The sequence below is a fragment of the Coleofasciculus sp. FACHB-712 genome (assembly GCF_014695635.1).
GTDB lineage: Bacteria > Cyanobacteriota > Cyanobacteriia > Cyanobacteriales > FACHB-T130 > FACHB-T130.
Window position 1 is genome coordinate 1 of the sequence record NZ_JACJOQ010000123.1, and the last position, 10,974, is coordinate 10,974.

Sequence of the window (10,974 nt, forward strand, 5' to 3'; positions counted from 1 at the left end):
TTGGTAGTCGTGTTGTTCGAGAGCTTTGGCAAAATCGTCCATAGAAAATGACGATTTTGCATCTTGAGAAGAGGTCGATTTGGAATTCATGACAACTTAGTTGATTGAAAAAAGTAATTCCCGACTCGCTGATTGCTAGTGTGGGAAAAAATTTATGCCGCTTGAAGTTCGTGTTCAAACAGCTGTTTTACCTGCTTCCAGGCATCGGCGGCTGTGGTGTCATTGTAACTGGCGCGATGGTCGCAGAAAAACCCATGTTCAGCTCCATCGTAGCGAAAGACACGATGGGGAATGTGGTGTTTCTCTAGCTCCGCTTCAATTTGATCTACCTGTTCGGCGGGGATGCTGGCGTCCTCCATGCCGAAAAAGGCGTAGAGCGTGCCTTTGATGTCTTTTGTGCGTGCGATCGTTGGTTCGCCGCCGCCAGGAGTGTTAGTAGCAACGCCAGCACCGTAGAATGACCCTGTAGCTTTGATATCGGGTAAAGTCGCGGCAAGGTAAGCAACGTGACCCCCAAAGCAGAAGCCGATGCAGCCAAAGACAGGTTTGACTTCGGGCAGGCTTTTGAGGTGATTAATTGCCGCCTGGATATCGCCCAGTAGTTCTGAGGCTTGAGTTTGATCCTTGTACTGTCTGCCAATTTGAATGTCTTCCGGAGTGTAGCCGGTTTCAAAACCCGGTGCTTGGCGTTGAAAGATTGCTGGCGCGATCGCTACATAGCCTTCCTTGGCAATTCGTTCTGTTACCTCCCGGATGTGAGCATTCACTCCAAAAATTTCCTGCAACACCACAATGCCTGGAAAAGGCCCCTCCCCTTCCGGCATTGCCAGGTAAGCCGCAATTTCTAGATCGCCATTGGCAATTTTGAGGTGTTTTGTCCGAATCTTGCTCTCTGTCATGATAATTCTTCTGTATCCTCTGCCGTTTTTTTAGCAGATAGTGCTACTATTTTGTCTACCAGCAAATTACCCTATTTTTTACAGGAATAAAGTATTTAAAAGTTCATGACAGTGCTGCACAAATTATCGCATTCTTTTATCAAGAAAATTTATATAAATCAAACCATAACTTTTTTGTTTAAAATATTCCAATTTTTAAATAATTTGTAATGCTAGCTAGTTTTATTGTGTAGTTTTGTGCGGCTATTGAAGAGTTGCTGACTGTCGAGAAAAGGGATTTTTGGTTAAATGAGTCAAGAACGATAGCTGTTTTTTGTAATCATTAAAAACTCAAAAATTATCAAGGACTAAGGGAAGGAGTTCGACCTTGGCAGACTGGAGAGAAAAAGAAAAACCGACCGGATTATTCACTCGGCAACTTACCTTCATCGCTATCGTTACCTTAACAGCGCTTATCGTCAATAAAATCATCGAGCCGTCACCTCAACCTTCCCCTCAGCATCAGTTTGCGATAGAGGTTCGTCAGGACAAGCCGGAAGCTCAACAACTCCCCAGCGTCAAACCCGAAAATTCGCCACCGAGGGAAATAATACCGCCAGCGAGTAGCGCGATCGCTGACACGGCAGAGGCTTCTCCATCGCCAAGTGTATGGGCGATCGCACCATCTATCCCAGTTCAGCAGACACTCCCCATTGTCGAACCGGAAAATTTACCGAGTGAAACAACACCTTCAGCGATCGCTCTTTCACCCGCAGCCGAAAAAACCTTCCCAGTGCCTACCGAGTATCGGGGAAAAACCATTTATCAGGTAAAGCCGAAGAATCAGAAAAAAGTCATCGCCCTCACCTTTGATGATGGCCCTTGGGGGGAAACGACATTGCAAGTGCTGGACATCCTCAAGAAAAACGGCATCAAAGCCACATTTTTTTGGGTAGGAGAGCAACTGCAAAGTTATCCAGCCGTAGCGCGACGAGTGGTTGCTGAAGGTCACGCCATTGGCAACCATACCTGGCATCACTCCTATCGTCAGATGGACGAGGCTACGGCGGCAAAGGAAATAGATGATACAGCCGCACTCATCTACAAGACAACCGGAGTCACAACCGCTTACTTCCGCCCTCCCGGCGGCAACTTGCAAAATGGGTTAGCGGCTTACGCCCAAAAGAACAACTACGCCGTGATGATGTGGTCGATTAACTCAGCGGACAGCCGCCGCCACCGCCTCACCGCGCCCAAATTGGTCAAAAACATTCTCAAGAGTGCCTTCCCAGGTTCTATTGTGCTGATGCATGATGGTGGCGGCAACCATTCGACAACGGTTCAAGCTTTACCCCAGATCGTTGAAAAACTCAAAAAGCAGGGATATCAGTTTGTCACCTTGCCGGAACTACTAAAGAGGCAAGAGACAACAGACGCTACTGATTCCGTTTCTAGCGGGGAAGCAGAAACACAGATTCCCCCTCGATTAGAGGAATTTCCGCACTCCCCCGGAGAACAACCCGAACAGTATTTCCCTGGGTGAGAGCGTTTTAGACTTTTTTGGAGTTTAGATGCTGGCTTGTAGAAGACTTGCAGCAAGTAGCGCTAAGAGCGTATGTGCTGATGCGATCGCGTCTCTACTAGATAGAGCAAGTGAGAAGGAGGCAGAATCTTGAAAAACCAGGGCGATAACTCAGCTTCTGTAGCGCATTATGCTATTAAAGAATTGCCCTTCTCACGGCTTCATGAGAATCAGAGTCCTTGGAGGCTCGTAAATGGTTCAGTTTCATATTCAACCAGACAGTGAAATTCCAGCGTCAAAACAGCTATTTGACCAAATGCAGTTTGCGATCGCCTCGCGACAGTTTCCCCCAGGTCATCGATTGCCCAGCACTCGGCAGCTAGCAATGCAGACAGGTCTGCACCGGAATACCATTAGCAAGGTGTACCGGCAGCTAGAAGACACTGGATTAGTAGAATCCCAAGCTGGATCGGGAATTTATGTCAAAGCCCAAGGAAACGAGGGCGGCACTGGACATAGCGGCCCCATACACGAACAATATCCCCATGCCTACAAGCTGGTGCAGCACAGCCTGGATGAACTGCTCAACCAAGGTTGCACCCTCAACCAAGCCAGAGAACTATTTCTAGCAGAAGTTGACTGGCGCTTACGCTGTAGTGCGCGAGTGCTGGTCACGGTTCCGTCACGAGACATCGGTGCTGGGGAATTGATGGTTCAGGAACTGGAAAAATCTTTAGGGATACCCGTACAGTTGGTGCCGATGGAGGAACTCAGTAAAATACTCGATCAAACCCACTCCGGCACCGTGGTGACTAGCCGCTATTTTATTGGGGATGCGGAAGCGATCGCTGCCCCACGAGCGGTGCGCGTCATCCCCGTCGATATTTACGACTACGCTCAAGAACTCCAGCTGGTTCAACGCCTGCCTAAAGACAGCTGTATGGGTCTGGTGAGTCTCAGCTCTGGCATTCTTGGAGTTGCAGAAATTCTGATCCACAGCCTGCGCGGGGATGATTTGCTGGTGATGACAGCCCAGGTAAAAGACACCTACAAACTCAACGCGATCGTTCGCAGTGCCCAAACGATTGTTAGCGATCGCGCCAGTTTTGCCACCGTCAAAGCCGCAGTCGCCGCCGCCCGTGAAGACATTATTCGTCCTCCGGAGCTATTATGTAGCGAAAACTATATTGGCACCAAGTCAATTAACTTGCTCAAGCGCGAACTCGGTTTAGGTTAACAATTTTGGATCTTAGATTTCAACGATCGGATTTCGACGCTCAGACAGTCTAGCTCATCCCATTTGGCAGCCTAAAGTGCCGATTCAGGTGGGATTACCCACCTGCACCCTTCGGTTCAGGCTGAACTTTTGGACGATCCAGATGCTCTAGGGTCTTCATCAGAGATTCAAGTTTTTCACTCAGAAACCCCTTCTAAAATTGGCAATTCCCTGTTGAAACATCGGCAAGAAGCAATCGGAGCAAAGATGACGATTTAGATGAAACCTTCGATGGGTTTAAAAGATGCCATTGAGAAACACCTTGCTACTAAAGCTTTCCGACCCGATCCCATTCCAGACTTTCTTTTGGAAGAAATCTTTACTTTAGGGATACACGCGCCATCCGGTTAAAATTTACAGTCTTGGCTTGTAAAATCACTCCACAAGCATATGTATTGCTGTCTGCTACTCTTAGGCGATGCCGCCGATGAACCAATCAAACATAATAAGGGGCGCTTTGGTATAGATCGGGTTTACTATAGCGACAGTTATGGTGATTTCCGTCTATAGACTTATGCAGAAGTTTTCAAAAAGCCCCTCCGGGTGATTGGCATAACCTGCAATTAAGGGTATATTTACACCTCAAGAACAGCCGGCTCCTTTTGCTTAGCGATCGCGTCCGGACCGCTAGCTGCAACTGGCAACTGTTGCGATAGTAATCGGGAACAATTTTGCTCTAACGCCTTCTTAATTTTTTTTAAATCAAAGGCGTTTTCCCCAAACCGTTGCCAAAACTGGCAATTCTTAAGCCAGAATCTGTAAAGATATCCTGACAGCTAAAACAAACTTTTGTGCGGAACTCTAACTCCTGATGCTATGACTGCTGTGCCCCTTCCTCGCCAGCCATCTCCCTTACCTGACGGCGGTACCACCGCCGAAACGACGCCTGTTTTCGCGCTCAAAGAACTGGTGGCGCGTTTGCATCGAGAACAGCGCAAGATTCAAGACTTGCTCTCGTCGTTAGGGTTTGCCCTGCGTAGCTTCAATAACTTGAATCAGTTTTTGGAGTTGATTCCGTTGATGGCAACGCGGGTCACAGATGCCGATGGCGGCATTCTCATCCGGTTTTTGCCGAATGGTCAGGTGCGGCTAGAACGCCTGCACTGTCAGGAAGGTCAATCTTGTCAGGATATTCGCAAGGCGCTTAACGCCGCAACCCGTCAGGCGAGTAATCCCTCGACAACGGCAGAGGGGGTCGCCACACCGCCATCATTGGATGCTCAACTGACTCGGTTTTTAGGGCCAGACATTCAGGTATTTGGCACTCCGATTCTGGTGAAAAATACAGAGCGAGGCCGTCTTTATGTGTTCAGCCGCGATCCCAAATATATTTGGACAGACACCCGGCAGAAGTTGGTGCGCTTAGTTGCCGATCAAACAGCAGTTGCGATCGCAAACGATGAACTTACCGTCGAACTACGCCAAAAAGAACGCCTAGATAAAGAATTAGAAATTGGTGCCGATATCCAGCTGCGCCTACTACCGCGACAATGTCCGAATATTTATGGAGTCGAACTAGCGGCAAAGTGCCAAACGGCTAGTCGCGTCGGCGGAGATTACTATGATTTTATTCCCGCCAATTATGACCAGCTGCGGCCCCAAACAGACAGCGATTCGGAAGTGGAAACTGCCCGAAGAGGATCGGTTCCGTGGAGCCTGGTAATCGGGGATGTCATGGGCAAAGGCGTCCCAGCGGGTCTAATCATGACGATGACGCGGGGGATGCTGCGAGCCGAAGTGCTAAACAGGCACTCACCGGCGAAGATCCTACAACATTTAAACCGGGTAATGTATGCCGATTTGGAAAACTCCCATCGGTTTGTCACCCTGTTTTATTCCGAATACGATCCGCAAACCCGGATTCTGTCTTACAGTAATGCCGCCCACCATCCTCCCTTGTTATGGCAGGCATCAACCCGTTCCATCAAGCGCTTGGATACCTGGGGAATGCTGATTGGTCTGGATGCCGATTCCCAGTATGAAGATGCCCAAGTCCAGCTGTATCCTGGGGACACGATTATTTATTACACCGATGGTTTTACCGATGCGGCAAATCAAAATGGCGATCGCTTTGACGAAGAAAAGCTGAGCCGCACCTTCCAGTGGGCTTGCCAGCATTGCAACGGCACCCAAGCGATTTTAGATTACCTATTTGAGCAAGTACAGCAGTTTATCGGTCCATCCAGCCGGAACGGAGATGATATGACGCTAGTGGTGATGCAGGTCAAAAGTTAATCGGTAATGAGTAATGGGTCATTTCCTATACCCATTACTCATTACCCATCACAGACTCCCCCACTAGCAAAGACATCAGCTTTGTGTTAATAACAATCTGAACGGATGCGCGAGCAACCTTTGCCAACATCTCTATTTGTTGTGAGGAGATCAGAGTCATGGTGCTTAATGAAATGCACGAAATAATCGGTTGGTTGCCCAACTTGACCCACAGTTACGATACGGTATCAGTATGGTTTTCGCACTCGCCAATCAATTGGCCCGTATTGGCGCAGCAAATCAGAGACCCAAAAGTGCTAGACCAGATGCAGAATGCCTTTAACTACTTCATTAAATCAGGGCAAGTCTGGGCACTGTTAATCGGGCTGTTTTTTGGCTACCTGATTCGAGGGATTACAGCTTAGTGGATGGCGTTTGAAGGTTTAAAAAGTTAAAGGTTGAAGGTTGAAAGTTGAATGTTTGGATACAACTTGCTCGTCCTGAAATTTGCTAAAGAGTAAGATGCTTGCCTTTGCAAGCTACAACCTTCTCGACGAGCCAACTTTCAACCTGCTCGCCTTTGAATCTGTTAATCCAACGTTACCAAGAAGCTCGTGACTCAACAAAAAACTTGGAGCCAACGGTTTGAATCGGCGTTGCATCCTGCGATCGCTCGCTTCAACGCTAGTATCGGCTTCGACATCGAACTCATTGAATACGACCTCACCGGCTCGACTGCCCATGCCAAAATGCTCGCTCACACCGGCATTATTTCAGAGTCGGAGGCACAACAGCTAGTCGCAGGCTTAGAACAAATCCGCCAAGAATACCGAGAAGGAAACTTCAATCCAGGGATAGATGCAGAAGACGTTCATTTTGCGGTGGAGCGTAGGCTGACAGAAATTACCGGAGATGTCGGTAAAAAATTGCACACGGCGCGATCGCGCAACGATCAAGTAGGCACTGACACTCGCCTCTACTTGCGAGATCAAATTTCCCAAATTCGCAGCCAGTTGCGCGAATTTCAGGGAGTTCTCCTCGACCTTGCCCAAAATCACGTCGAAACCCTAATTCCCGGCTATACGCACCTACAACGCGCCCAACCAGTCTCTTTAGCGCACCACCTCCTCGCCTACTTTCAAATGCTAGAACGGGACTGGGAGCGGCTAGGAGAAGTCTATGGGCGCGTCAATATCTCGCCTTTGGGGAGTGGCGCACTTGCCGGAACCACTTTCCCCATCGATCGACACTACACCGCCAAACTGCTCAACTTTGATGGGGTCTATGCCAACAGTATGGATGGCGTGAGCGATCGCGATTTTGCGATTGAATTTCTCTCTAGCGCCAGCCTGATCATGGTTCACCTCAGCCGTTTATCGGAGGAAGTCATCCTTTGGTCATCTCACGAATTCGGCTTTGTCACCCTCAAAGATAGCTGCGCCACCGGCTCCAGCATCATGCCCCAAAAGAAAAACCCCGACGTGCCTGAACTCGTGCGGGGTAAAACAGGTCGTGTTTTTGGGCATCTGCAAGGAATGCTAGTGCTGATGAAAGGGCTACCTTTGGCTTACAACAAAGACTTACAAGACGACAAAGAAAGCCTATTTGACAGTGTAAAGACCGTTAAAGGCTGCTTAGAAGCAATGACCATTTTGTTTCGCGAGGGGCTAGAATTTCGTACCGCTCGCCTTGCAGAAGCCGTCGCGGAAGATTTCTCCAACGCGACCGATGTTGCTGATTACCTAGCAGCGCGGGGTGTCCCCTTCCGGGAAGCTTACAATCTCGTGGGCAAGGTTGTAAAAACTTCCCTCGCTGCCGGTAAACTTCTCAAGGATTTGAGCTTGGAAGAATGGAAGGAATTGCACCCAGCTTTTGAGCCAGACATCTATGAAGCCATCTCTCCAAGACAAGTAGTTGCCGCTCGTAATAGTTACGGCGGTACCGGATTCGAGCAAGTGAGACAAGCGATTCAAGCTGCCCAGTCTCGGCTGAGTAGTTAGGACTGAGTAGTTAGGACTGAGGACTGAGTAATCAAGACTGAGGGCTAAATAGGGGATTTCTCAATTTCGCAAATGAGTTAGTAGCTGAAGAAAAATATTTTTCTTCCTCAGTCCTCAGTCCTCAGCCCTCAGCCCTCAGCACCGAGCAATGGCTAACCCATCGCGCCGCCCATTGCTCCCATTCCTCCTCCCATCTTGTCTTCATCCTCCTCGCTGGTTCTCTCTCCGGGCGATCTTTGACGCCGGAATTTAGAGAACCGACCCGTAGTTTGACGTTTACGAAACTTGCGGGCGTATGCTTGATTACGCTGCGCCTTTTCTTTCTTAGGGTTACGGCGCTTCGCCATGTTCACCTCTTTGATATACGACTAAAAAATGGTGCCTTTGGGTTTTCCCCTGCACCTGATGCTTGTTAGTGTTGTCAGTCACACCCAAGGCTTGGAAAAACAGTTGCTAGAATCTGCCAATCTACCGCGATCGCCCTCTTTTCGAGGGTTCTCCTTCGGCCTGGCTTGGTTGATCTGCATCTGACGCCCCATCCATTTTGCACCATCCAGCACCGAAATAGCTGTCTTTTTTTGCGGAGCTTCCACCCTCTCTACGAAAGCAAAGCCCCGCACTTTGCCTGTCTTCCGGTCGCTTGGTATCGCCACACTTTTGGCTGAACCAGATGCAGAGACTTGTTTAAAGTCTTTTGGAGTAACCTGCGAAGACAGACTTTCGATGTAAATAGTCATCCAACAATATCCATCCGAACAGTTGATTCAGATGAAAGCCGAGAGAGAGAAGAGCGACCTAGAAGCGCAAAATTAAAGCGTCTCTAGCAACTTCTCAGAACCTACTCTTGTCCAAGCGAATCTAGACAGAGAGTGTGTTGCTCTTCCAGAGCATTTTTTGGCTCTGGAAGCCTCTGCCTTCAAACCTGTGGAAGAAACACCGAAACAGGCTAGCCTAAAAACGGCGGGTCGCAGACTGACGTGACCGAACTTGCATCTGTAACGTATATCATAACAGCCTGTCAGCAGCCTACTAAAAAGCGCTGACTTGCTGCGGTTGAAAACATCCCCATGTCCCTAAAACTCAGCGATACTGCTTCTTGGCTGGGTAAAATTGTCAGCCGTAACCGCAGCAAAAAGCTAAAAAATTCCGCACCAAGCAGTTGATACGCCTTCAGCGCTGCACATGAATGCGATCGGCTCGGATGGTAACATTGAGAAGATTTATCTTCAGGTGACTGAATCTCAAAAAGCGGAAATTCTCGCTGATTTAAAATTTTAATTTGTAGAGGTGGATGAATAAGCAATTCTGGCATCCCCAGAACTATGCGGATTCAGCCCTTGGGGAAACCCTCCTTTTGCAAAGTTTTAAATTTTATCTGTAATCGGAGAACTTCCTGCTCATAAATTGACTCTAAACGTAAAAGTTCCTTTCTGCGTTGAAGTAAAGCTTCTTTTGCCTATGCGTCGGTCATGGCGATTTATACAAACAGTGCTAGGGATTATTTTCCGCCATCCCATTATCGGCACAACTATCATCCCGATTTTGCCGGATGGTCGAATTGTGTTCATTCGACGCGGAGACACAGGTGAATGGGGTTTTCCTGGCGGTATTGTTGATTGGGGTGAGGACATTCCGACATCAGCGCGGCGGGAGTTGGCGGAAGAAACTGGACTGGAGTTAGTAAAAATTCGCCGGTTAGTGGGAGTTTATTCTTCGCCAGACCGCGATCCCAGAATTCATTCGATTTGTGTAGCGCTAGAAGCGGAAGTGCAGGGAGAAATGCAGGTTCGGGATACGCTGGAAATTATGGAAGTCAAAGCTTTCTCTGTGACATCCTTGCCTCAAGGGAAACTCTGCCATGACCACGACCAGCAGTTGCAGGACTACTTGAACGGCTTGACAACCCTCGCATAAGCAGGATTTTCGATTTTGGATGAGTCAATCCATCGTCAATCTAAAATCTAAAATCTAAAAATCTAAAATCTAGGATGACTCTACCGTTACGCAATTCTCGAATTAAGCTGTCTCAAGGACAAATCTTCTGGCGCGAAGTTGGTCAAGGGCCAGTTTTGGTTTTTTTACACGGATCGGCTCACGATAGCAGTCAATGGCTAGCTGTCATCGATTGTTTGAGTCGGGATTACCACTGCTTTGCCCCGGATTTACTCGGCTTTGGTGACTCCGAACGCCCGGATGTTCACTACTCAATTGAGTTGGAGATGGAATGTCTTGCTGAATTGTTAGAAGCATTGAATCAGCGAGAAGTTTTTTTAATTGGTCACTCGCTGGGAGGGTGGATTGCGGCGAGCTTCGCGCTGAAATATTTGGAACAGGTGCGCGGATTAGTGCTGTTAGCTCCAATTGGGGTGGAAGCGGAGGGATTAAGAACCGAGCGATCGCGCCCCTCTCTATTTACATCTCTATTTAAGCGGTTGTCTAAGGTGGTATCCTCCGGGTGGCGATCGCTCATAGATGCGATCGCTCGTGTCTCCAACAATCGCCTGTTTCCCCGCAAGCAAACTGGGCAAAAGAAGCGGCGACAAGAACAGCCGGTGCAGTTTCCCACTACCGACAAGCTATTATTTCATCGCCGCCGCGCCGAAATTCAAGCAGAATTATTGAAAGAAAGACTGGAGTGGCTGAAAGTCCCCGTTTTGATTTTGCAAGGCGATCGCGACAGTCGTTCTAGAATTGCCGAAAGTCAAGCCTACGCGGACTTAACTCCATCAGCTCAGTTGGAAATTATTAGCTTTGCGGCAAACGATCTACCCGAAGCGTTGCCAGATGTCGTGGCTCAGTATATTCGAGATTTCGTTAGTAAGCATTAGGGGCGCATAGGCTGTGCGCTTGTAGTGGAGTTAATAAAAGAACCTCACCCCCCAACCCCTCTCCGCAAGCGGAGAGGCAGGGTGGTTTCATACAAACAGAGAAAAATGAGAATAATGCTTGAAGGTGATTGAAAATCAACCAATAGACCTCTTGCATGAATCAAGAAAATGAGCCAAAAGTAGGTAAGCGTTACTGAATCTGCTCATGCTCTACCAACAGTTGAAAGTCCTCAATCCGAGCGCCTTCAGACGGGCG

At 48.4% G+C, this 10,974-nt stretch carries 12 protein-coding genes and 1 pseudogene; 8 read left to right on the forward strand and 5 right to left on the reverse strand.

What is annotated here, in order from left to right:
- Both H6F50_RS27840 and H6F50_RS03105 read right to left on the reverse strand, forming a co-directional pair.
- A pseudogene (locus H6F50_RS27840) lies at positions 1-90 on the reverse strand (30S ribosomal protein S1); the annotation flags it as partial.
- Positions 91-152: 62 nt separating this feature from the next.
- A complete protein-coding gene (locus H6F50_RS03105) occupies positions 153-899 on the reverse strand; it encodes a dienelactone hydrolase family protein (protein WP_190426215.1) in 747 nt (248 codons plus the stop codon).
- Between the two features lie 367 nt (positions 900-1,266).
- Between H6F50_RS03105 and H6F50_RS03110 the strand changes: the two genes are divergently transcribed.
- From H6F50_RS03110 to argH, 6 genes are all read left to right on the forward strand, one after another.
- Positions 1,267-2,421, forward strand: coding sequence for a polysaccharide deacetylase family protein (locus H6F50_RS03110; protein ID WP_199291965.1), 1,155 nt, complete (start codon positions 1,267-1,269; stop codon positions 2,419-2,421).
- Between the two features lie 232 nt (positions 2,422-2,653).
- The gene (locus H6F50_RS03115; protein WP_190414628.1) at positions 2,654-3,637 is read left to right on the forward strand and encodes a GntR family transcriptional regulator; all 984 of its coding nucleotides are present in this window, start codon (positions 2,654-2,656) and stop codon (positions 3,635-3,637) included.
- Between the two features lie 258 nt (positions 3,638-3,895).
- Entirely contained in the window at positions 3,896-4,027 is a 132-nt protein-coding gene (locus H6F50_RS27475; RefSeq protein ID WP_277879312.1) for a hypothetical protein, read from the forward strand.
- A gap of 465 nt (positions 4,028-4,492) precedes the next feature.
- A complete protein-coding gene (locus H6F50_RS03120; protein ID WP_190426218.1) occupies positions 4,493-5,911 on the forward strand; it encodes a PP2C family protein-serine/threonine phosphatase in 1,419 nt (472 codons plus the stop codon).
- Positions 5,912-6,069: 158 nt separating this feature from the next.
- Positions 6,070-6,315 carry a hypothetical protein gene (locus tag H6F50_RS03125; RefSeq protein WP_199291966.1) on the forward strand — a complete coding sequence of 82 codons (246 nt, stop codon included), beginning with the start codon at positions 6,070-6,072 and terminating at the stop codon, positions 6,313-6,315.
- A gap of 189 nt (positions 6,316-6,504) precedes the next feature.
- Complete coding sequence (gene argH / locus H6F50_RS03130) at positions 6,505-7,890, forward strand: argininosuccinate lyase (protein WP_190426222.1); 1,386 nt, start codon at positions 6,505-6,507, stop codon at positions 7,888-7,890.
- Between the two features lie 152 nt (positions 7,891-8,042).
- On the opposite strand, the gene H6F50_RS03135 is transcribed toward argH, so the two are convergent.
- The 3 genes from H6F50_RS03135 to H6F50_RS03145 all read right to left on the reverse strand — a co-directional run bounded on the left by H6F50_RS03135 (position 8,043) and on the right by H6F50_RS03145 (position 9,202).
- The gene (locus H6F50_RS03135) at positions 8,043-8,237 is read right to left on the reverse strand and encodes a hypothetical protein (RefSeq protein WP_190426225.1); all 195 of its coding nucleotides are present in this window, start codon (positions 8,235-8,237) and stop codon (positions 8,043-8,045) included.
- Positions 8,238-8,315: 78 nt separating this feature from the next.
- Positions 8,316-8,627: an RNA-binding protein gene (locus H6F50_RS03140; protein ID WP_190414632.1), complete on the reverse strand. Its 312-nt coding sequence runs from the start codon at positions 8,625-8,627 to the stop codon at positions 8,316-8,318.
- Positions 8,628-8,908: 281 nt separating this feature from the next.
- Positions 8,909-9,202 (reverse strand): hypothetical protein, encoded by a 294-nt coding sequence (locus H6F50_RS03145; protein WP_190414633.1) that lies wholly within the window; start codon positions 9,200-9,202, stop codon positions 8,909-8,911.
- Positions 9,203-9,348: 146 nt separating this feature from the next.
- On the opposite strand from H6F50_RS03145, the gene H6F50_RS03150 reads away from it, so the two are divergent.
- Together H6F50_RS03150 and H6F50_RS03155 are read left to right on the forward strand one after the other, a co-directional pair.
- Positions 9,349-9,804 carry an NUDIX hydrolase gene (locus H6F50_RS03150; RefSeq protein ID WP_190426228.1) on the forward strand — a complete coding sequence of 152 codons (456 nt, stop codon included), beginning with the start codon at positions 9,349-9,351 and terminating at the stop codon, positions 9,802-9,804.
- A 74-nt stretch (positions 9,805-9,878) separates the two neighbouring features.
- Positions 9,879-10,718: an alpha/beta hydrolase gene (locus H6F50_RS03155; protein WP_190426231.1), complete on the forward strand. Its 840-nt coding sequence runs from the start codon at positions 9,879-9,881 to the stop codon at positions 10,716-10,718.
- Positions 10,719-10,974: the final 256 nt, after the last annotated feature.

Excerpts from the sequence above, each read along its gene's own strand:
- H6F50_RS03105 (WP_190426215.1), bottom strand. The coding sequence starts at position 899 with ATGACAGAGAGCAAGATTCGGACAAAACACCTCAAAATTGCCAATGGC.
- H6F50_RS03115 (WP_190414628.1), top strand. The coding sequence starts at position 2,654 with ATGGTTCAGTTTCATATTCAACCAGACAGTGAAATTCCAGCGTCAAAA.
- H6F50_RS27475 (WP_277879312.1), top strand. The coding sequence starts at position 3,896 with ATGAAACCTTCGATGGGTTTAAAAGATGCCATTGAGAAACACCTTGCT.
- H6F50_RS03120 (WP_190426218.1), top strand. The coding sequence starts at position 4,493 with ATGACTGCTGTGCCCCTTCCTCGCCAGCCATCTCCCTTACCTGACGGC.
- H6F50_RS03125 (WP_199291966.1), top strand. The coding sequence starts at position 6,070 with ATGGTGCTTAATGAAATGCACGAAATAATCGGTTGGTTGCCCAACTTG.
- H6F50_RS03135 (WP_190426225.1), bottom strand. The coding sequence starts at position 8,237 with ATGGCGAAGCGCCGTAACCCTAAGAAAGAAAAGGCGCAGCGTAATCAA.
- H6F50_RS03140 (WP_190414632.1), bottom strand. The coding sequence starts at position 8,627 with ATGACTATTTACATCGAAAGTCTGTCTTCGCAGGTTACTCCAAAAGAC.
- H6F50_RS03145 (WP_190414633.1), bottom strand. The coding sequence starts at position 9,202 with ATGCCAGAATTGCTTATTCATCCACCTCTACAAATTAAAATTTTAAAT.
- H6F50_RS03150 (WP_190426228.1), top strand. The coding sequence starts at position 9,349 with ATGCGTCGGTCATGGCGATTTATACAAACAGTGCTAGGGATTATTTTC.
- H6F50_RS03155 (WP_190426231.1), top strand. The coding sequence starts at position 9,879 with ATGACTCTACCGTTACGCAATTCTCGAATTAAGCTGTCTCAAGGACAA.